Raw genomic sequence first — 18,528 nt, forward strand, 5'->3', positions numbered from 1 at the left:
GCTTCCAGGAGCCGCACTTGTGATGTGAGCGCCCGCGGTTATACTCGCGCCGCAACATCGCCTTCACCGCTTGACCTGTCAGGAGAGCCCATGGCCGCGTCTGCCTACGACGTCACCGGCATCGGCAACGCCATCGTGGACGTGATCGCCCACGCCGACGACGCCTTTCTCGCCGCCAACACCATCGAGAAGGGGGCGATGACGCTGATCGACGCCGCTCGTGCGGAAGAGCTGTACGGCCGCATGGGTCCGGGCGTGGAGGTCTCCGGCGGCTCGGCGGGCAACACCATGGCCGGCATCGCCATGCTCGGCGGCCGCGGCGCCTATATCGGCAAGGTCGCCAAGGACCAGCTGGGCGACGTGTTCCGGCACGACATCCGCGCGTCGGGCGTCGCCTTCGACAGCGCGCCGCTGGTTGCCGGGGCGCCGACCGCGCGCTGCCTGATCCTGGTGACGCCGGACGCCCAGCGCTCCATGAACACTTATCTCGGCGCCTGCGTGGAGCTGGGGCCGGAGGACATCGACGAGGCGCTGATCGCCGGCTCGCAGGTGACCTATCTGGAAGGCTATCTGTGGGACCCGCCCCGCGCCAAGGAGGCCTTCCGCAAGGCGGCCGAGATCGCCCATGCCGCCGGCCGCAAGGTGTCGCTGTCGCTGTCCGACAGCTTCTGCGTCCACCGCCACCATGCCGAGTTCGTCGATCTGGTGGAACGCCATGTCGACATCCTGTTCGCCAACGAGCATGAGATCGGCGCCCTCTACGGCACCGACCGCTTCGAGGATGCACTGGCCGCGGTGAAGCGGCTGGGCAAGACCGCGGCGCTGACCCGCAGCGAGAAGGGCGCCGTCATCGTCTCCGGCGGCGAGGTGGTCGAGGTGGCGGCGGAGCCGGTCGAGCGCGTGGTCGACACCACCGGCGCCGGCGACCTCTATGCCTCCGGCTTCCTGTTCGGCTACACCCGCGGCCTGTCTCCGGCGGTCTGCGGCCGTCTGGGCGCCATCGCCGCGGCGGAGATCATCAGCCATGTCGGCGCCCGGCCGGAGGTGAACCTGCGCGACCTGGTCGCTTCGAAGGGCGTCCTGTAAGCGCGAATTGCGCGTCATTTCGCGACCACGTTGCCGGCCGCGTTGCATTCTGCAACTGCGGCCGGTTCCGTTTTTTGCGCTAATTCAGTTGGTCGTCCACCACCGGCCGTTCCGGCACGGTGATCCTGGCGCACAGCAGCGCCATCGCCGTCCCGCTGTCGGGGGCGGCCACCGCCCAGCGTTCCGGACGGTCCGGCCGCGGGACGGTGAGCAGCCACAGCCGGTCCTTGTCGCCGAACCGTTCGTTCAGCAGCGTGTATTCCCTGGGGCCGTGGCGGCGAAGGTCGTTCAGCCGGCGCTGAAGCTCCGCCGCCTGCGCGGTGCGCACGGCGATCGCCTCTTCTGTCTGGCGCAGTTCGGCCTCGTTGCGGCGCATGTCGCGGCGCAGCGCCTCGGTGGTCTGCGTCAGCTCGGTCCGTCCCTGGCGCAGCTGCGACTTGCGGCGCTGGACGGCGGCGATCCGGTGGCCGATCCGGATGATCGACACGGTGATCCAGCTGAGGCAGGCCAGCAGGATCACCATCTCCAGGACAAGAAGCAGCGGCGCGTCCGACGTCATCGCCCCGTCTCCCGTGTCGTGCCGTCCGCACGCAACCGATTGCCCATCCGTCCCTCCGGCACGCTCCTTGCTGCGTGCTTGTCGGCGGTTCAGCAATGGACGTGCCAAGGGCAAGCATGAAGGCAAGGGGATGGTGCGGTGATGGAGGCGGTGCGGACGATCCTCGACTCGGTGGTCCCGCTGTTGGCGGCGCTGGCGGTGCTGTGCCACCTGAGCTGGATCGGCTTCCGCCGCGGCTGGGAACGGGCGGCCGGGCTGGAGCGGATGCGGCGTTCGGTCCTGCCGCTGAAGGAACGCCAGCGCGCGGAGACGGAGGCGCTGGCCGACCTGACCTGCCGGCTGGAGGAGGCGAAGGGCCGCCTGTCCGCCGCCGAACAGCGGGCCAACCATCTCCAGCGCCAGATCGACACCCTGGACAAGGAGCCGCCGGTCTTTCTGCATGTCCTCGGCACTCCCGCCGCCAACCGGCGCGGTTTCCGGGCGGAGGTGCAGTACGACACCACCGTCGCGGCCGCCGCCCGCGCCGCCGGGAAGCCGGTGAACCCGGCTTGGCGCTATGGCAACCGGGTGCTGGTGCATGCGCTGGACATGCAGTCCGCCCGGCGCGAGGCGGAGCATGTCTTCCCGCACAAGGGGGGCTATCAGGTCTTCTTCCACGCCGCGGTGTCCTGACGTCTAGCCCCAAAGGCCGGCGCTGCGGTCTTCCGCCACCGCGCCGGCTCGGGTAAGCTGCCGCTCCCTCCGCTGCCGACAGACACGTCCACCCATGCAAGTCTACCTGCCGATTGCCGAGATGTCGGTCAACGCGCTGCTGGTGCTCGGCATGGGCTGGCTGGTGGGCTTCCTGTCGGGCATGTTCGGGGTGGGCGGCGGATTCCTGATGACGCCGCTGCTGATCTTCATCGGCGTTCCCCCCGCCATCGCCGTCGGCACCCAGGCCAACCAGCTGGTGGCCGCCAGCGTGTCGGGCGTGCTCGCCCACTGGCGGCGCGGCAATGTCGATGTGAAGCTGGGCGTCGTGATGCTGGGCGGCGGCGTGGTCGGCACCGCGGTGGGGGTGTGGATCTTCGGCATCCTGCAGCGGCTGGGCCAGATCGACATCGCCATCACCCTGTCCTACGTCTTCTTCCTGGGCACCATCGGCGGGATGATGCTGGTGGAAAGCAGCCGCGCCATCCTGCGCCGCCGCGCGCCCACGGCCAGGCGCGGCAAGCTGCACCGCCACATCTGGCTGCACGGCCTGCCGTTCAAGATGCGGTTCCAGCGCTCCAAGCTCTACATCTCCGCCCTGCTGCCGGCGGGGATCGGGGCGGTCGGCGGCATGCTGGTGGCGATCATGGGCATCGGTGGCGGCTTCCTCCTGGTGCCGGCGATGATCTATCTGCTGAACATGCCCGCCGGTCTGGTCGCCGGCACCTCGCTGTTCCAGATCATCTTCACCACCGCGGCGGCGACCCTGCTGCAGGCCGCCACCAACCAGACGGTGGACGCCATGCTGGCGCTTCTGCTGCTGATCGGCGGCGTGGTCGGTGCGCAGTTCGGCACCAAGGCCGGCAGCCGCCTGCGCGGCGAGAACGCCCGTCTGGCGCTGGCGACGATCGTGGTGGCGGTGGCGCTGAAGCTGGCCTTCGACCTGTTCTCGCGCCCCGACGACCTGTTCACCCTGACCATGGGGGTGCGGTGATGGCCGTGTGGACCAAACGTAGGCCCACGAAACGCTTGCTCGTGCAGGGGGCGGCGGCGCTGGCCGGGCTGCTGCTGGGCGGCACGGTTGCGGCAACGGTGTGGGCGCAGCAGCTGGTCGCCGACCTGTCCAGCCACCTGATCGCCATCACCACCGGCTTCACCGGAACGGAGGTCGTGCTGTTCGGCACCACCGACGGGGCGGGCGACGTCGCCATCGTCGTCACCGGCCCGCGGGCGCCCGCCACCGTCCGCCGGAAGGAGCGGGTGGCCGGCATGTGGATGAACACCGACAGCCTGCGCTTCGACCAGGTGCCCAGCTTCTACACGGTGGCGGTCAGCCGCCCGCTCGACCAGCTGGTCGGCCGCCCGGTGCTGGAGCGCCACCAGCTGGGCCTGCCGCAACTGCAGCTGCCGGCCGACGCCACCCTGCCGCCGGAACAGCTTGCCGCCTACCGCAGCGCGTTGATCCGCAACAAGCAGCGCCAGGGGCTGTACGCCATCTCAATGGGACAGGTCGCCTTCCTGGGCGAGCGGCTGTTCCGCACGAACATCTATTTTCCGGCCAATGTCCCGACCGGGCTGTACAATGTCGAAGCCCTGCTGATTCGTGACGGCGACGTGGTCAGCGCCCAGACCACGCCGCTGGTGGTGTCCAAGATCGGGTTCAGCGCCGAAGTGTCGGACTTCGCCCGCAACCGCCCGGTCACCTACGGGGTGGCCGCCGTCATCGGCGCCATCGCGGCCGGCTGGGCGGCCGGCGCCGCATTCCGCCGGGTCTAAGCCGAGAGGGATATCGAGATGACCGACGCGACGCAGACTCCCACGCCCGTGCGCATCTTCCTGGTGGTGGTCGACGACAGCCCCGAGCTGAAGGTGGCGCTGCGCTATGCCTGCCTGCGCGCCCGCAAGTCGGGCGGCAAGGTGGCGCTGCTGACCGTGCTGGAACAGGGCGAGATGCAGCACTGGCTGGCGGTGGAGAACCTGATCCGCGAGGAACAGCGCGCCGAGGCGGAGCAGAAGCTGCAGAAGCTGGCGCGCGAGGTCAACCAGCTGACCGGCACCCTGCCGGCGCTCTATGTCCGCGAGGGCAACCGGCTGGAGGAGGTGCTGGCCCTGATCGCGGAGGAGCCCAGCATATCCATCCTCGTCCTGGCCGCCGGCACCGACCCGGAAGGCCCCGGCCCGCTGATCTCCTACTACACCGGCCGCGGGCTGGGGCGCCTGCGCATTCCGCTGACCATCGTCCCCGGCGGCCTCAGCAACGAGGCGCTGGACGCGATCACGTAAGCGAGAACACGCAGGTAAGGATAGCGGCGCATGCCGGATGCCGAATACCCACACAACCGGGGTCCTTGATCCGCCCGGCGTTTCGGCCCAGATTTCCCCCAATCGTTTTGCGTCCCGATCCCGGGCGCTCCGGCGGTTCCATTCCGCCGCCGATGGAGGACCAGACCATGTTCATTCAGACCGAGCAGACGCCCAACCCGGCGACTCTCAAGTTCCTGCCGGGGCGTGACGTGCTCGGACGCGGCACCGCCGACTTCACCAGCCGCGAGGATGCCGCCCGTTCGCCGCTCGCCCAGCGCCTGTTCGAGATCGAGGGGATCGTCGGCGTGTTCCTGGGCGCCGACTTCATCACCATCACCAAGACCGACGCGCGCGACTGGTTCCTGCTGAAGCCGTCGATCCTCGGCGTCATCATGGAGCATTTCACCGCCGACCGCCCGGTCCTGCTGGAGGACGGCGGCGACGGCCATGCCGCGGCGTCGAACGCCGACGACGAGGAGATCGTCGAGCAGATCAAGGAGCTGCTGGACACCCGCGTCCGCCCGTCGGTCGCCCAGGACGGCGGCGACATCACCTTCCAGGGCTTCGAGAAGGGCGTGGTCTATCTGGCGATGAAGGGAGCCTGCTCCGGCTGCCCCAGCTCCACCGCCACGCTGAAGCACGGCATCGAGAACATGCTGCGCCACTACATCCCCGAAGTGGTCGAAGTCCGCGCCGTCCAGTAAGACTGTAAGCCAATCGGTTCAAGCCCCTCTCCCTCGATGGGAGAGGGGTTGGGGTGAGGGTGGCGTCGGCAGACTTGCCGGGCCGAAGTTTGCCTTCGCCTTTGCAGGCCGAGCAGCACCCCTCACCCCAACCCCTCTCCCGCAAGGGGAGAGGGGCTTTATGTTGTACGTCAAAGCGTCAGGCAACCAGCTGTTGATGCCGGCCCGCCCTTGATGCGGCGGGCCGGCATTCCCATGCTGGCTGCATGATCATCTCCGCCAGCTACAAGACCGACATTCCCGCCTTCTACGGGCGCTGGTTCCTGAACCGCCTGGATGCCGGCTATTGCCGGATGGTCAATCCCTATGGCGGCCAGACCTACCGTATCGACCTGACCCGGCCGGCGGTCGATGGCTTCATCTTCTGGACCAAGAATCTGGGGCCGTTTCTCGGCGCGCTCGACAGCGTGGCGGAACGGGGCTTTCCCTTCGTCGTGCAGTACAGCGTCACCGGCCTGCCGACCGCGCTGGAGCGTTCGGTTCCCGATTGGGAGACGGCAGTCGGCCATATGGCACGGGTGCGCGAGCGCTGGGGACCGCGTGCGGCGGTCTGGCGCTACGATCCCATCGCGCTGACCGAGGCCACGCCGCCGGACTGGCATCGCGAGACCTTCGCCGCCATCGCGCGCTCGCTGCGCGGGGCGACCGAGGAGGTGGTGGTGTCCTTCCTGCAGCCCTACCGCAAGACCGCCCGCAACCTCGCCGCGGCCGGCATCGGCTGGCGCGATCCGGAAGGGGCGGAGAAGCGTGAGCTGCTGACGGATTTGGCCGGCATCGCGGCGGGGGAGGGGATGGCGCTGACGCTCTGCACCCAGCCGGAGCTGGTGGACACGCCCGGCACGGCGCCGGCCCGTTGCGTCGATGCGGTTCGGCTGTCGGACGTGGCGGGGTATCCGGTCGCGGCAAGGGAGAAGGGCAACCGGCCCGGCTGCCTGTGCGCGGAGAGCCGAGACATCGGCGACTACGACAGCTGTCCGCATGGTTGCGTCTACTGCTACGCCGTCGCCGACCGTGGCAAGGCACAGCAGCGCTTCGCTGCGCATGACCCCGAGGGGGAGTTTCTGGTGGCGCGGCCTCTGCGCTCCGAAGTCCCCTCTCCCCCCCGGGGAGAGGGTTAGGGTGAGGGGGATGCGCGGCGAGGATTTTCAAAGATCGCGCAGTTTCCGCTCCTCACGTAATCCACCCTATGCATCCCCCTCACCCCGACCCTCTCCCCGGGGGGGAGAGGGGGAAATCCCGGAGAGAGACGGCTTACGGACAGACCTTCCGCACCGTCTCCACCAGCTTTTCCGGATTGAACGGCTTCACCAGCCAGCCGGTGGCGCCGGCTTCGCGGCCGGCGGTCTTCTTGGCGGGATCGGCTTCGGTGGTCAGCAGCAGGATCGGGGTGGCGCGGTTGAGGGCCGAGGCGCGGATGGCGCGGGTCAGGGCCAGCCCGTCCAGGCCCGGCATGTTCAGGTCGGTGATGATGCAGTCGAACTTGCGCTGGTTGACCAGGGCGAGGCCGGCAGTGCCGTCCGACGCCTCCGCCACCTCATAGCCGGCGCCTTTCAGCGTGAACCCCACCATGTCGCGGATGGTCTTGGAATCGTCGACGGTCAGAACGCTCTTGGGCGCAGAGGGGGGCATGGAACGCGGCTCCGGTTGCTCGGCCGAAAGGAATAAGGGAAAGGCCTAGGCAATTTCCCGGTGACCGTCAACCGCTGGCGTCCCCTATTCCGAACAACGCAAAGCCCCCGGCCCGGCGGCATCGCCGCTGAACCGGGGGCTTTGCGGAGACTGTATGCTTACGCCTTCGTATCGACGTGCTGCCCGCCGGCGTCGCCGCCCTTGGCAACGCCGACCATCGCCTCGCGCAGCAGGCGGCCATGGATGGTGTAGCCGGGCTGCAGCACCTGGACGACGGTGCCGGCGGCCTTGCCGGTGTTCTCGATCTCGAACATGACCTGATGGAAGTTCGGGTCGAACGGCTCGCCGGCCGGATCCAGCTTCTTGATGCCGGCGCGATCGAAGGCGGCGAACAGCTGACGCTCGGTCGCCTCGACGCCGACGGCGAGGCCCTTCAGCATGTCGTCCTGCTCGCGGCCCTCGGCCGGGACGGCGTCCAGCGCACGGCGCAGGTTGTCGGCGACCGACACCAGTTCCTTGGCGAAGCTGGACACGGCGAACTTGGTGGCGTCCTCGCGGTCGCGCTGGGCACGGCGGCGGGTGTTCTCCGTCTCCGCCATGGCGCGCAGAAGCTGGTCCTTCAGGCTGGCGACCTCCGCCTCCAGCTTGGCGACGCGGTCCTCGGGCGAACCGGCATCGGCACCGTTGGGGGCACCGTTGGCGGCGCCCGTGTTGGCGGTCTCGGCGGTGGCCTCGGTCGGCTCCACGGTGGCGTCGGCGGGCTTGTTCTGCTCTTCGCTCATGGTTTTCTCAATTCTTGCTTGGTCAGTATGGCGGGGAGTGAGGCGAGGTGGGGGTGGTCAGCCGATCAGCCGGCTGACCACCTTGGCGGTGTAATCCACCAGCGGAATGATGCGGGCGTAGTTGATGCGGGTCGGGCCGATGACCCCGATGGCGCCGATCACCTGCTCGCGGCTGTTCTGGAACGGGGAAATGATCATCGAACAGCCGGAGTGGTTGAACAGCACGTTCTCCGCCCCGATGAAGATCTGCACGCCGTCGCCGCGGCCGGTGGCGTCCAGCATGCGCAGCATCGTTTCCTTCGTCTCCAACGCCTCGAACAGGGCGCGCACGCGCTCCAGGTCGGACAGCGCGGTGACGTCCTCCAGCAGGCGGGACTGGCCGCGGACGATCAGCTGGCCGGCATTCGACCCGCCGCTGCCGGCCCAGGTGGCCAGCCCGGCGGCGACCACCTTGCGCGACAGCTCGTCCAGCTGGGTCTTCTGCTGTTCGATCTCCTGCAGAACCTCCTGCCGGGCCTCGTCCAGCGTGCGGCCGGCGAGCTTGGCGCTGAGGAAGTTCGACACCGTCTGCAGGGTCGAGGTGGGGACCCCCATCGGCACTTCGATCACCCGGTTCTCGACCAGCCCATCCTCGTTCACCAGAACGACGAGGGCGCGGCCGGGGCCGAGCGACACGAACTCGATATGCTTCAGCGGCCGGTCGGTCTTGGGCGCCACCACCAGCCCGGCGCAGTGGGACAGGCCGGACAGCATGGTCGACGCCTCCCCCAGCACGTCGGCGAAGGCGCGGCCGGAGGCGGAGCATTTCGCTTCGATCGAGGCGCGCTCGTCCTCGGTCAGCGACCCGATCTCCAGCAGGCCGTCGACGAACATGCGCAGGCCGGCGTCGGTCGGGATGCGGCCGGCGGAGGTATGCGGGGCGTAGAGCAGCCCCTGCTCCTCCAGGTCGGCCATCACGTTGCGGATGGTCGCGGGCGACAAGGCCATGCCAAGCCGCCGCGAAATGGTGCGCGAGCCGACGGGTTCGCCGGACGCCACATAGGCGTCGACGATCAGTCGGAAGACTTCGCGCGATCGCTGGTTCAGCTCGTTGATCATGGACGTCGAAGAGGACCGTCGTTTCGGATGCGGTCGACGCGGACTGGAAATCCCGTCGACCGGTCCGAATTTAGGCAGGTCCAATCACCGAATCAACGTGCGGGGCGAAGATGCCCCGCTCACCTGCGACCGTGGGACGTCCTTACTGCTCCGCCAGGAAGGCGCGGTACTGGGCGCCGATGGCGCCGACCGCGGCCTCGTACAGGCGCTGGCCGTGCTCGGGGCGGGCAAGGCCGGGGGCGGAGCCGATGCGGCCGTCCGGGTAGCGGCGGCGGAAGTCGCGGGCGTCGTGGAACCCGCCGGCCGGCGCCTGTTCCGGTTCCATCACCGCGGTCTTGATCGAATCGGGATAGGCGTATTGCGTTACCGACACCTCGCTGGGCGTGGCGTGCGAACCCTCCTTGCCCTGGTACAGCTCGCGCGACAGGCGGCCGACCTCGCCGTTCTCCCACCAGTTCACCAGGGTGCAGCGCAGGTCCGGCGCATCGCGGCCGCGCAGCGCCCGGTTCTCCGCATAGATTTCGTAGAAGGCGGCGCGCAGCGTGGCGATGTTGCCGCCATGGCCGTTGACGAAGAAGAAGCGCTCGAACCCGTGTTCGGCCAGCGAGCCGACATAGTCGCGCAGCACCGCGATCAGCGTCGACGGCTTCAGCGTCATCGAGCCGGGGAATTCCATGTGATGGACGGCCATGCCGACCGGGATCGTCGGGCCGACCAGCGCGCCGGTGGCGTCGCCGACCCCCTTCGCGATGACTTCGGCGCAGATGGCGTCGGTGCCGACCAGCCCGTTCGGCCCGTGCTGCTCGGTCGAGCCGATCGGCATGATGATGCCCTTGGAGGTCTTCAGGTAGGCCTCGACCTCGGCCCAGGTGCTCAGGTGAAGCTGCACGGTGGCGGTTCCTTTTCGACGATGCGTGCCGGGAATGCGGCCGGGAATGCGGTTGCCCTCATGTTAGGCGGCGCGCCGGCTGCGACAACCGTTCCCTGCGCCGGGCGGGCATGCCGGAGCCGGAGCGACCGCATGCACTCATCCCGCGCTGGCGCAATGATGTTGCGATGACTACAATCGCGTGCATTATGCCCGAGCGGGCGTCTCTTCCGGGGTGAAGTGGTGGTTGCGCGCGTCAACACGGTGGCGTTCCAGGGCATCGAGGTGCTGGGGATCGACGTCCAGGTCCAGATGTCCGGGGGGATTGTCGCCTTCACCGTTGTCGGCCTGCCCGACAAGGCGGTGGGCGAAAGCCGGGAGCGGGTGCGCGCCGCCCTGCACGCGCTGGGGCTGGCGCTGCCCGCCAAGAGGATCACCGTCAACCTTGCTCCCGCCGACGTGCTGAAGGAGGGCAGCCATTTCGACCTGCCGATCGCGCTCGGCCTGCTGACGGTGATGGGAGTGCTGCCGGATGCGGAGATCGCCCGCTACGTGGCGCTGGGTGAGCTGGCGCTGGACGGGGCACTGACCCCGGTGGCCGGCGTGCTGCCTGCCGCCATCGACGCGCTGGCCAACGACCGCGGTCTGATCTGTCCGGCGGCTTGCGGTGGCGAGGCGGCCTGGGCCGGTCCCGATCTAGACGTGCTGGCGCCGGCCAACCTCCTGGCCTTGATCAACCACTTCAAGGGCACCCAGGTGCTGACCCCGCCCAAGCCGCGGCTGCAGGAACAGGACGCGCCGCCGCCCGACCTGCGCGACGTGAAGGGGAACGAGACCGCCAAGCGCGCGCTGGAGGTCGCCGCCGCCGGCTCGCACAATCTGCTGATGATCGGACCGCCCGGTTCCGGCAAGTCGATGCTGGCCGCCCGCCTGCCCGGCCTGCTGCCGCCGCTCGACCCGGCGGAGGCGCTGGAGGTGTCGATGATCCACAGTGTCGGCGGGCTGCTGGAGGAGGGACGGTTGCTGCGCCAGCGCCCTTACCGCTCGCCGCACCAGTCGGCCAGCCTGCCGGCGCTGGTCGGCGGCGGCACGCGGGCTAAGCCGGGCGAGATTTCCCTGGCGCATCAGGGCGTGCTGTTCCTCGACGAGTTGCCGGAGTTCCCCCGCCCGCTGCTGGAGGCGTTGCGTCAACCGCTGGAGACCGGCAAGGCGGTGGTCAGCCGCGCCAACCACCATGTGACCTATCCGGCGCGCGTGCAGCTGGTGGCGGCGATGAACCCCTGCCGCTGCGGCCATCTCGACGACGCCTCGCTCGCCTGCGCCCGGGCGCCGAAATGCGCCATGGAGTATCAGTCGAAAATCAGCGGACCGCTGTTCGACCGCATCGACCTGCACATCGATGTGCCGGCGGTCAGCCCCGCCGACCTCAGCCTGCCGCCCCCGGCGGAGGGCAGTGCCGACATCGCCGCCCGCGTCGCCGTCGCCCGCGCCATCCAGGCGGAGCGCTATGGCGGCTTCGGTCCTTACCCGGCCGGCCGGGCGGTGCGGACGAACGCCGAGGCGGACGGCGAACTGCTGGAAAAAGTAGCCTCTCCCGACGCTCCCGGCCGCGCCCTGCTGACCGAAGCGGCGGAGCGGCTGAAGCTGTCCGCCCGCGGCTACCACCGGGTGATGCGGGTGGGGCGGACGCTGGCCGATCTCGACGGTGTGGAGGGGGTCAGGCGCCGCCACATTGCGGAGGCTCTGAGCTACCGGCGGATCGCGCCGGGGCGGTGAGGGGGGTGGGCTGACGAATGCCCCCTCCCTAACCCTCCCCCTCTTCGAGGGAGAGGGGACTGCCGCTTCCTGTCCCTCCACCGCCAAAGGAGGGGGAGGGAAGGACCCGCGGCGAAGCCGTGGGAGGGAGGGGGCAACCAAACTTGACGCCCTCACGGCCGCTCGAACACCGGCGGCTTGGCCGCTCCCGGACAGACGGTCGCCGGCACCGACTCCTGCTCGACGAAGGTCACCGCGGCGGCCATGGCGCAGTCCTCGCTGGAGGTCACGATGTGGCTGGCGGCACGGAAGACCAGATGACGGCTCTTGGGCAGGGTGGCGGCGGCGCGGTCGCCCCATTCCGGCGGGGTGACCGGGTCGTAGGCGCCGGACAGCAGCAGGACCGGAACCGGGCTGGCGACCGGCAGCCGTTCGGCCGCTTCCTGGTGGCCGGCGGGCCACAGGCGGCAGACGCGCTGGCCGGGATCGTCGGTGGCGACGAGGCCGTAGGGCGCATAGCGACGGGCATTGTCGGCACGCTTCAGCGGCTCGGCGCTGTTGACCGACTCCCGGCACTCGGTGGAGAAGACCAGCCCGTCGGCGATTTCCGGGTCGCCCAGCCAGTTGGCCGGCGCCCATTCTGCGAGGGTCGCATACTGGCCGCGGGCGGCGCGGTCGATGATGGTCGGCACGAGGGGGACCGCCTCGCTGATCGCCAGCGCTTCGAGCCCGGCGGCGATCGCCATCCCGCCGGTCATCCGCAAGGCGCGGCGCGTCTCGTGGTCGCCGACGATGATGTCGACCGGGTTGCGCTCCAGCCGCTCCACCAGGTCGAGGAAGCGCTTTTCCAGATCGGGGAAGGCCGACCGGCAGCCGCGGTTGGCGGCGCAATCGTCGAACAGCCGGCGATAAGCCCGCTGCGCCAGCCAGCCGGCCTCCTCCTGCGCGTTGACGTCGGGTGGGTAGACGCTGTCGAACACCGCGGTGCGGACACGGCCGCCCTGCCGCCGCAGGATCTCCAGACCCACCCGCGTGCCGTAGGACACCGCGAACAGGTTGATCCGCTGGGCGCCCAGCGCGGTGGCGATGTCGAGCGCATCCTCCGCCGCGACGGGGGTGGAGAACTGGGTGCCGTCCAGCCCGGCCGCCGTCAGCCGGGCGGCGCAGGCGCTGACCGCCGCCCGTTCCGCCGCCGCCCGCTGTTCGCGCGTCAGCGGCCGGGTGCCGCGGGTGGGGGCGACGCCGTCCAGTTCGGGACAGTCGGTGTCCGGCTCCGCCCGGCCGACGCCGCGCGGATCGAACAGGATCAGGTTGCGGGCGCGGCGGAAGGGGGCCGACAGCTCCCACCACACCTCCATCCGCTCTTCCGTCGCCTCGCTGCTGCCGAAGGGGGACGCACCGGGACCGCCCTCCAGGAACAGCACGGGGTCGGGGGCGGGCTGGCGGGCGGTGCTCAGCAGGACGGCGACCGGCAGGCGCAGGCTGCGGCTGTTGGGGCGGTCGCGCCGTTCCGGAACCGCCACCGTTCCGCACAAGGCCGCCTCACCCTCCGGCACGGTGAACCAGCAGGGACCTGGGGTGAAGCGCGCCTCCGCTGCCGCCGGACCGGTCCACAGCACCGCCATCGTCGCGACGGCCATGGCCACCGCCGTCGCCACCACCGCCGGGACCGCCCGCCGCGTCAGGGCGGAGCGCACCGCTGTCGGCCATACGGGGTGGAGGGCGATCAACACGAATGGACGATCCGGAACCGATGGATAGGAAGCCGATGGACGGAGTACCGCCGACGGCTTTGTTTGACCGACCAGCCCCCTGCTTGTCCATAGGCGCCCGCCGCCATCCCGCCCGTTGGAGAAACCGTGCGCGAGCGGTGCCGATTTGCCACAGGCGTGCGGCAATGGTCACGCCGCTCCCGAATGGACACGCCGATCCACCGACGGACAGGTTGACGGAACACATCCGACTGCGGAACTATTTCGCCTCCAGAGCCCCCGGCATTCGGGGCCTTTCAGGCAAAGGAGCAGATCATGCCGACCTTATGGACGGCGTTGCGGAGCCGCTGGCTCGATTCCGGGGCATCCTCCGGACCGGGCCGATTGTGCGACCACCTGCGGCGCGACATCGGACTGGCGGACGGAGAGGCCGGGGACGGAGAAGAGCCTCCACTCGCGTGCCGTCTTCCGCCTTTTCATATCCGCGATCGGAACCTATCGGACGCGCGGACATTTTTGACCTTGCAACCGTATCGCTGAGCGGCGATACCGGATCCGCCGGCCTCTCACGCCGGCATCACTCAACCCCTGGAGAGTATCGATGAAAGCCATCGTAACCACCGCCCGGACTCGCCGATCGGGCGATCCGGCCGCCACCGCCGCCAATTGGGCCGCCCATATGGCCGCCAATCATGCCCAGCCGGCCCGCCTTCTTCCCGCACCCTTCGAACGTGAATTCCGGATATCGAGAGGATCCCATGTGTGTCTTTCTGGGTTTTTGCGGTCACCGTCTCTTCGTTGAACACGCCCGCTGGGCATCGCCGGCCGGGTCCTTCGACCTGCGGCGTGAAAACGGGGAAGTCATCCTATGGCTTGGACGCCTGAACATCATCTACACACCGGCCCGTTGGGGACCACCCTCCCGCGCTGCATAGCGCGCGGCGCCGCGGAGACCTGCTGAATGCCGGCCCGCGTTCGTCATGACGAGGTCCTTACCGTCGTCCAGGTGCTTGAGGCGTTCCGCAAGCTCGACCCCGACCTGCCCATCCAGTATGCGCTGAGTTTCATGACCATCGCGCAGAGCGAAGGCATCTCCATCGGCGAACTGGCGGAACGCCTGGGCATCGCCCAATCCTCCGCGTCGCGCAACGTCGCGGCGCTTAGCCGCTGGCACAGCTTCGGCAAGGCCGGCCTCGATCTGGTGCAGGCGCAGGAAGACCCGCGCGAGCGCCGCCGCAAGATCGTCACCCTGACCGACAAGGGCCGTGAGTTCCTGGACGCGTTGCGCGCCATCGTGAACCCGCCCGACCAGCGCCGTCCAGCCAAGACGGCCTGATCTTATCTTCAGGCGATCCCGTTCAGCGCCGTGCGCAGCATCCTCACCAGCGTGCGCACCGCCAGTTCCTGCCGCTCCAGGCTCAGCCCGCCGAAGCGGCGCAGCGTTGCCGCGCGTTCCGGCAGCGGCGGCATGTGGAAGAAGCCGTAAGGGACGTCCAGGTCGGCGCTTTCGATGACGTGGCGCGACCGGTAGAACAGATGGTTGCCGAGGAAGCCGCCGGAAAAGTCGCCGAAGGTCACCGGCATCCCGGCCATCGACAATTCCCGCATCACCCGCGGCACCGGCAGGGTGCTGCCATAGGCGGTCGGCCCGTCCGGCACGATGTCGGCGTGTTCGCGCACCGTGCCGGCGGCGTCGGCCAGCGGGCTTTCGTCGCGGTTCCAGGCCAGACGTTCCAGCCGGATGTAATCGCTCGCTTCCCAATAGGCGAAGCCGAGCGCAGCCAGCGGCCGGTGTTCGGCCAGCAGGTCGGCGAAGGCTTCGCCGCAGGCGTCATAGAGAGGGGGGAGGGTGGCGGTGACGACCCCCGGCTCCCCCGCCAGCCGGTCCATCAGCAGGGCGGTTGGATCGGCGGCCCAGGGGTGCTCCGAAGCGGGGTTCGGCTCGCCGTCCGGGGATGTCCCGAACGGCGCGAAGCCGGTGAGCAGGATGGGGGCCGTCACGGGCAGGACATCCTTATGGTTGCATCCTTACGGCCGCAGCAGGCCGATGATGTCCTTCACGTCGTTCAGGTTCTTCTCCGCAATGGCGGCGGCGCGCTCGCCGCCCTTCTTCAGCAGCCGGTCGATCTCCGCCTTGTCGGCCAGCAGTTCCTTCATGCGGGTGGTGATCGGTGCCAGCTTCTCCACCGACAGGTCGACCAGCGACTTCTTGAAGTCGGAGAACTGGGCACCCGCGAACTGCGCCAGAACCTGTTCGCGCGACTGGCTGGCCAGCGCACCGTAGATGGTGACGAGGTTGTCGGCCTCCGGGCGGGCCTCCAGCTCGGTCACGGTCTCTGGCAGGGGTTCCGGATCGGTCTTCGCCTTGCGGATCTTCTGCGCGATGGTGTCGGCGTCGTCGGTCATGTTGATGCGCGAATATTCGGACTCGTCCGACTTCGACATCTTCTTCTTGCCGTCGCGCAGGCTCATCACCCGCGTCGCCTCGCCCAGGATCTGCGGCTCGGGCAGCGGGAAGAACTCGGTCTCATAGCGGCGGTTGAAGGCGCCGGCGATGTCGCGCGCCAGTTCCAGATGCTGCTTCTGGTCCTCGCCCACCGGCACATGGGTGGCCTTGTACAGCAGGATGTCGGCGGCCATCAGCGTCGGGTAGGCATAGAGGCCGAGATTGGCCATGTCCTTCTGCTTGCCGGCCTTTTCCTTGAACTGCGTCATGCGGTTCAGCCAGCCCAGCGGCGTGTGGCAGGACAGGATCCAGCTCAGCTCGGCATGGCCGGAGACGACCGACTGGTTGAACAGGATGTTCTTGTCCGGGTCGATGCCGGCGGCGATGTAGGCCGCGGCGACCTCGCGGATGTTGTTGCGCAGGACTTCGGGGTCCTGGTCGATGGTCAGCGCATGCAGGTCGACGACGCAGAAGATGCACTCGTAGCTGTTCTGCAGTTCCACCCAGTTGCGCAGCGCCCCCAGATAGTTGCCGAGGTGAAGCTGCCGGGTCGGCTGCATGCCGGAGAAAATGCGGTTCACGGGTGGTCTCGCTCGAAAACTCTGGGAGGCGGCAGTTATCGCCCCCCGAAGCCCACCGGTCAAGGCGCGGCGCACGGTTGATCGCCGTCCGCGCGGATCGTCGCGGATGGGTGGCCCCGGTTGTATTGAATGCGCTTGTGTGCTACCGCCGCGTTCGTGTGGTTGGGAGGGGGCGGACCCGCCGCCCCCGCCACACGAGAAGGAGAAGAAGGATGAAACAGATCCTTACCCTTCTGGTCCTTGTCCTGGAGATCATCAAGCGGTTGCTTGACCTCTACCAGGGCTAAGGCTGGACCAGGGAGCGGCGGGGTACGAGCCGCCGCTCCCACGGTTCAAGATAAGTCCGGAGCCGATTGCCCGCAAGGGTATGCGAGCCTCGGCTTCCCGAAAAAATTGCACAAACCCTCGTCTCGCTCCCGCGTACGCTATCCTTACTTCCCCGCGCGTCGGCGCGTTCTTACTTCCCCGCGCGGCGGCGCTCGATGGCGTCCCACAGCAGGGCTTCCAGCTGCACGCCGTCCAGGCGGTTGATCTCCTGGATGCCGGTGGGGGAGGTGACGTTGATCTCGGTCATGTAGTCGCCGATCACGTCGATGCCGACGAAGACCAGGCCCTTCTCGCGCAGCACCGGGCCGATAGCGGCGCACATCTCGCGCTCGCGCGCGGTCAGCTCGGTCTTCCTGGCGCTGCCGCCGGCGTGGAAGTTGGCGCGGGCCTCGCCCTCCATCGGCATGCGGCTGACCGCGCCGGCCGGTTCGCCGTCGATCAGGATGATGCGCTTGTCGCCCTGGCGGATTTCCGGAAGGTAGCGCTGGACGATCACCGGCTCGCGGTAGAGTTGGGTGAACATCTCCAGCAGCGAGCCGAGATTCTCGTCGTCGGGCTTCAGGTGGAAGACGCCGGCGCCGCCGTTGCCGAACAGCGGCTTGACGATGATGTCCTTGTGCTCCGCCCGGAAGTCGAGGATCGCCTGCTTGTCGCTGGTGATCAGGGTCGGCGGCATCAGGTCGGGGAACTTGGTGATGAACAGCTTTTCCGGCGCGTTGCGCACCTCGGCCGGGTCGTTGACGACCAGAACCTTGGGCTGCACATGCTCCAGCAGATGGGTGGAGGTGATGTAGGCCATGTCGAAGGGCGGGTCCTGCCGCAGCAGGATGACGTCCATCGTCGACAGGTCGGTCGCCACCGGCTCGCCCAGCATGTAATGGGCACCGCGCTGGCGCACCACCGTCATCTCGCGCACGCGGGCGGTCAGGCGGTTGCCGGTCAGGATCAGGTCGCGCGGGTGGTAATGGTACAGGCGATGGCCGCGCTTCTGCGCCTCCAGCGCCATCATGAAGCTGGAATCGGTGTCGATGTTGATCGACTCGATGGGGTCCATCTGGAAGGCGACGGCGAGGCTCATGACGGGTCCCTCTGGAACGGGGTCAGTTCAGGCGGTTCTTCAACTGCTGGATCAGCGAGGCGGTCTGGTGCCGGTGATGGTCGTCGCCGGTCAGCGCCATGAAGGTCTCGAGCGCGGTGATGGCGTCCTTCAGGTTGCCGGCATGGGCCTCCAGAAGGCCGGTCTCGCGCCACAGCGCCGGCTCGTGCGGCGCGAACAGGCGCATCGCCTCCAGCACCTCCAGCGCCTTCGGCACATCGTGTGCCGACAGGTGGCGCAGCTTGATGTTGTTCTGCAGGCGCAGCAGCACGTCGCGGTTCGACACCGGCTGGTAATGGCCGGGCTCCAGCTCGGCGGCGCTGCCGGCGGTGGCCTTCAGCAGGTCGCGCAGGTCGACGACGCTGCGGGTCTGTCCCTCGTTGAAGGGGTCGATGATGGCGCGCGCCCCGTCCTTCTCGATGCGGACCAGGAAATGGCCGGGAAAGTTCAGCCCCACCATCGGCCAGCCCTGCGAGCGGGCGGCATGCATATAGAGGATGCCCAGCGCCACCGGCAGGCCGCGCCGGCGGTCGATCACCCGCAGCAGGTTGGCGTTCTGCAGGTCGTCGTAGGTGTCGTGGTCGCCGGAATAGCCGTGGCGCCCGCCGATCACCGCGTGGAGATGGGCGATGCGTGCTTCCAAGTTGTCTTCCGCCCGATCCTGCGCCGCGACGCGGGCGGCCAGATCCTCGACGATGGCGCGGATATGGGCGCGGTAGGGGGCGAGGTCGGCGTTCGGCAGCTCCAGCGCGCCCAGCGCCAGTGCGGCTTCGGCCAGATCGATCTCGTCGTCCGGCTGGTCGCCGATGCGGCGCAGGATTTCGCGGGCTTCCGCGCGGTTGCTCAAGACTG

General features: G+C 68.8%; 19 protein-coding genes. 9 read left to right on the forward strand and 10 right to left on the reverse strand.

The window, feature by feature from the left end; all coding sequences use genetic code 11:
• Positions 1-90: 90 nt before the first annotated feature.
• Positions 91-1,086, forward strand: a complete 996-nt coding sequence (locus ACWPKK_RS12920) for an adenosine kinase (RefSeq protein WP_452004475.1) — start codon at positions 91-93, stop codon at positions 1,084-1,086.
• A 79-nt stretch (positions 1,087-1,165) separates the two neighbouring features.
• Here the strand turns inward: ACWPKK_RS12920 and ACWPKK_RS12925 are convergent, their stop codons facing one another.
• A complete protein-coding gene (locus tag ACWPKK_RS12925; protein WP_452004478.1) occupies positions 1,166-1,645 on the reverse strand; it encodes a hypothetical protein in 480 nt (159 codons plus the stop codon).
• 141 nt (positions 1,646-1,786) lie between these two features.
• Between ACWPKK_RS12925 and ACWPKK_RS12930 the strand changes: the two genes are divergently transcribed.
• The 6 genes from ACWPKK_RS12930 to ACWPKK_RS12955 all read left to right on the forward strand — a co-directional run bounded on the left by ACWPKK_RS12930 (position 1,787) and on the right by ACWPKK_RS12955 (position 6,500).
• Positions 1,787-2,317 (forward strand): hypothetical protein, encoded by a 531-nt coding sequence (locus ACWPKK_RS12930; protein WP_452004480.1) that lies wholly within the window; start codon positions 1,787-1,789, stop codon positions 2,315-2,317.
• Between the two features lie 94 nt (positions 2,318-2,411).
• Positions 2,412-3,329, forward strand: a complete 918-nt coding sequence (locus tag ACWPKK_RS12935) for a sulfite exporter TauE/SafE family protein (protein WP_324867298.1) — start codon at positions 2,412-2,414, stop codon at positions 3,327-3,329.
• A gap of 41 nt (positions 3,330-3,370) precedes the next feature.
• Positions 3,371-4,111, forward strand: a complete 741-nt coding sequence (locus tag ACWPKK_RS12940; RefSeq protein WP_452004787.1) for a TIGR02186 family protein — start codon at positions 3,371-3,373, stop codon at positions 4,109-4,111.
• Positions 4,112-4,129: 18 nt separating this feature from the next.
• On the forward strand, positions 4,130-4,618 hold the full coding sequence (locus tag ACWPKK_RS12945) for a universal stress protein (RefSeq protein ID WP_452004482.1): 489 nt from the start codon (positions 4,130-4,132) through the stop codon (positions 4,616-4,618).
• 167 nt (positions 4,619-4,785) lie between these two features.
• Positions 4,786-5,343 carry a NifU family protein gene (locus tag ACWPKK_RS12950; protein WP_149223685.1) on the forward strand — a complete coding sequence of 186 codons (558 nt, stop codon included), beginning with the start codon at positions 4,786-4,788 and terminating at the stop codon, positions 5,341-5,343.
• A gap of 245 nt (positions 5,344-5,588) precedes the next feature.
• Positions 5,589-6,500, forward strand: coding sequence for a DUF1848 domain-containing protein (locus tag ACWPKK_RS12955; protein ID WP_452004486.1), 912 nt, complete (start codon positions 5,589-5,591; stop codon positions 6,498-6,500).
• A 133-nt stretch (positions 6,501-6,633) separates the two neighbouring features.
• Here the strand turns inward: ACWPKK_RS12955 and ACWPKK_RS12960 are convergent, their stop codons facing one another.
• From ACWPKK_RS12960 to ACWPKK_RS12975, 4 genes are all read right to left on the reverse strand, one after another.
• Positions 6,634-7,011, reverse strand: a complete 378-nt coding sequence (locus tag ACWPKK_RS12960) for a response regulator (RefSeq protein WP_324867305.1) — start codon at positions 7,009-7,011, stop codon at positions 6,634-6,636.
• A 158-nt stretch (positions 7,012-7,169) separates the two neighbouring features.
• Entirely contained in the window at positions 7,170-7,793 is a 624-nt protein-coding gene (gene grpE / locus ACWPKK_RS12965; RefSeq protein WP_324867307.1) for a nucleotide exchange factor GrpE, read from the reverse strand.
• A 57-nt stretch (positions 7,794-7,850) separates the two neighbouring features.
• Complete coding sequence (gene hrcA / locus ACWPKK_RS12970) at positions 7,851-8,891, reverse strand: heat-inducible transcriptional repressor HrcA (RefSeq protein ID WP_149223681.1); 1,041 nt, start codon at positions 8,889-8,891, stop codon at positions 7,851-7,853.
• Between the two features lie 142 nt (positions 8,892-9,033).
• The gene (locus tag ACWPKK_RS12975; RefSeq protein ID WP_452004491.1) at positions 9,034-9,780 is read right to left on the reverse strand and encodes a creatininase family protein; all 747 of its coding nucleotides are present in this window, start codon (positions 9,778-9,780) and stop codon (positions 9,034-9,036) included.
• Between the two features lie 222 nt (positions 9,781-10,002).
• On the opposite strand from ACWPKK_RS12975, the gene ACWPKK_RS12980 reads away from it, so the two are divergent.
• Positions 10,003-11,535 (forward strand): YifB family Mg chelatase-like AAA ATPase, encoded by a 1,533-nt coding sequence (locus ACWPKK_RS12980; RefSeq protein WP_452004493.1) that lies wholly within the window; start codon positions 10,003-10,005, stop codon positions 11,533-11,535.
• A 152-nt stretch (positions 11,536-11,687) separates the two neighbouring features.
• Here ACWPKK_RS12980 and ACWPKK_RS12985 read toward each other — a convergent pair whose 3' ends face one another.
• Positions 11,688-13,247, reverse strand: coding sequence for an alpha/beta fold hydrolase (locus tag ACWPKK_RS12985; protein WP_452004496.1), 1,560 nt, complete (start codon positions 13,245-13,247; stop codon positions 11,688-11,690).
• A gap of 940 nt (positions 13,248-14,187) precedes the next feature.
• Between ACWPKK_RS12985 and ACWPKK_RS12990 the strand changes: the two genes are divergently transcribed.
• Positions 14,188-14,562 (forward strand): MarR family winged helix-turn-helix transcriptional regulator, encoded by a 375-nt coding sequence (locus tag ACWPKK_RS12990; protein WP_149223645.1) that lies wholly within the window; start codon positions 14,188-14,190, stop codon positions 14,560-14,562.
• 8 nt (positions 14,563-14,570) lie between these two features.
• Here the strand turns inward: ACWPKK_RS12990 and ACWPKK_RS12995 are convergent, their stop codons facing one another.
• The 4 genes from ACWPKK_RS12995 to ACWPKK_RS13010 form a co-directional block, all read right to left on the reverse strand.
• The gene (locus ACWPKK_RS12995) at positions 14,571-15,227 is read right to left on the reverse strand and encodes a pyroglutamyl-peptidase I family protein (protein WP_452004499.1); all 657 of its coding nucleotides are present in this window, start codon (positions 15,225-15,227) and stop codon (positions 14,571-14,573) included.
• A 27-nt stretch (positions 15,228-15,254) separates the two neighbouring features.
• Positions 15,255-16,253 (reverse strand): tryptophan--tRNA ligase, encoded by a 999-nt coding sequence (gene trpS, locus ACWPKK_RS13000; protein WP_452004502.1) that lies wholly within the window; start codon positions 16,251-16,253, stop codon positions 15,255-15,257.
• 457 nt (positions 16,254-16,710) lie between these two features.
• Positions 16,711-17,658, reverse strand: a complete 948-nt coding sequence (gshB, locus tag ACWPKK_RS13005) for a glutathione synthase (protein ID WP_452004505.1) — start codon at positions 17,656-17,658, stop codon at positions 16,711-16,713.
• A gap of 22 nt (positions 17,659-17,680) precedes the next feature.
• Complete coding sequence (locus ACWPKK_RS13010; protein ID WP_324867322.1) at positions 17,681-18,523, reverse strand: SirB1 family protein; 843 nt, start codon at positions 18,521-18,523, stop codon at positions 17,681-17,683.
• Positions 18,524-18,528 lie beyond the last annotated feature (5 nt).

The sequence above is a fragment of the Azospirillum largimobile genome, assembly GCF_977007025.2.

Coding starts and splice junctions, on each gene's coding strand:
- ACWPKK_RS12990 (WP_149223645.1), top strand. CDS start 14,188: ATGCCGGCCCGCGTTCGTCATGACGAGGTCCTTACCGTCGTCCAGGTG.
- ACWPKK_RS12930 (WP_452004480.1), top strand. CDS start 1,787: ATGGAGGCGGTGCGGACGATCCTCGACTCGGTGGTCCCGCTGTTGGCG.
- grpE (WP_324867307.1), bottom strand. CDS start 7,793: ATGAGCGAAGAGCAGAACAAGCCCGCCGACGCCACCGTGGAGCCGACC.
- ACWPKK_RS12955 (WP_452004486.1), top strand. CDS start 5,589: ATGATCATCTCCGCCAGCTACAAGACCGACATTCCCGCCTTCTACGGG.
- gshB (WP_452004505.1), bottom strand. CDS start 17,658: ATGAGCCTCGCCGTCGCCTTCCAGATGGACCCCATCGAGTCGATCAAC.
- ACWPKK_RS12920 (WP_452004475.1), top strand. CDS start 91: ATGGCCGCGTCTGCCTACGACGTCACCGGCATCGGCAACGCCATCGTG.
- ACWPKK_RS12950 (WP_149223685.1), top strand. CDS start 4,786: ATGTTCATTCAGACCGAGCAGACGCCCAACCCGGCGACTCTCAAGTTC.
- hrcA (WP_149223681.1), bottom strand. CDS start 8,891: ATGATCAACGAGCTGAACCAGCGATCGCGCGAAGTCTTCCGACTGATC.
- ACWPKK_RS12935 (WP_324867298.1), top strand. CDS start 2,412: ATGCAAGTCTACCTGCCGATTGCCGAGATGTCGGTCAACGCGCTGCTG.
- ACWPKK_RS12945 (WP_452004482.1), top strand. CDS start 4,130: ATGACCGACGCGACGCAGACTCCCACGCCCGTGCGCATCTTCCTGGTG.
- ACWPKK_RS12960 (WP_324867305.1), bottom strand. CDS start 7,011: ATGCCCCCCTCTGCGCCCAAGAGCGTTCTGACCGTCGACGATTCCAAG.
- ACWPKK_RS12925 (WP_452004478.1), bottom strand. CDS start 1,645: ATGACGTCGGACGCGCCGCTGCTTCTTGTCCTGGAGATGGTGATCCTG.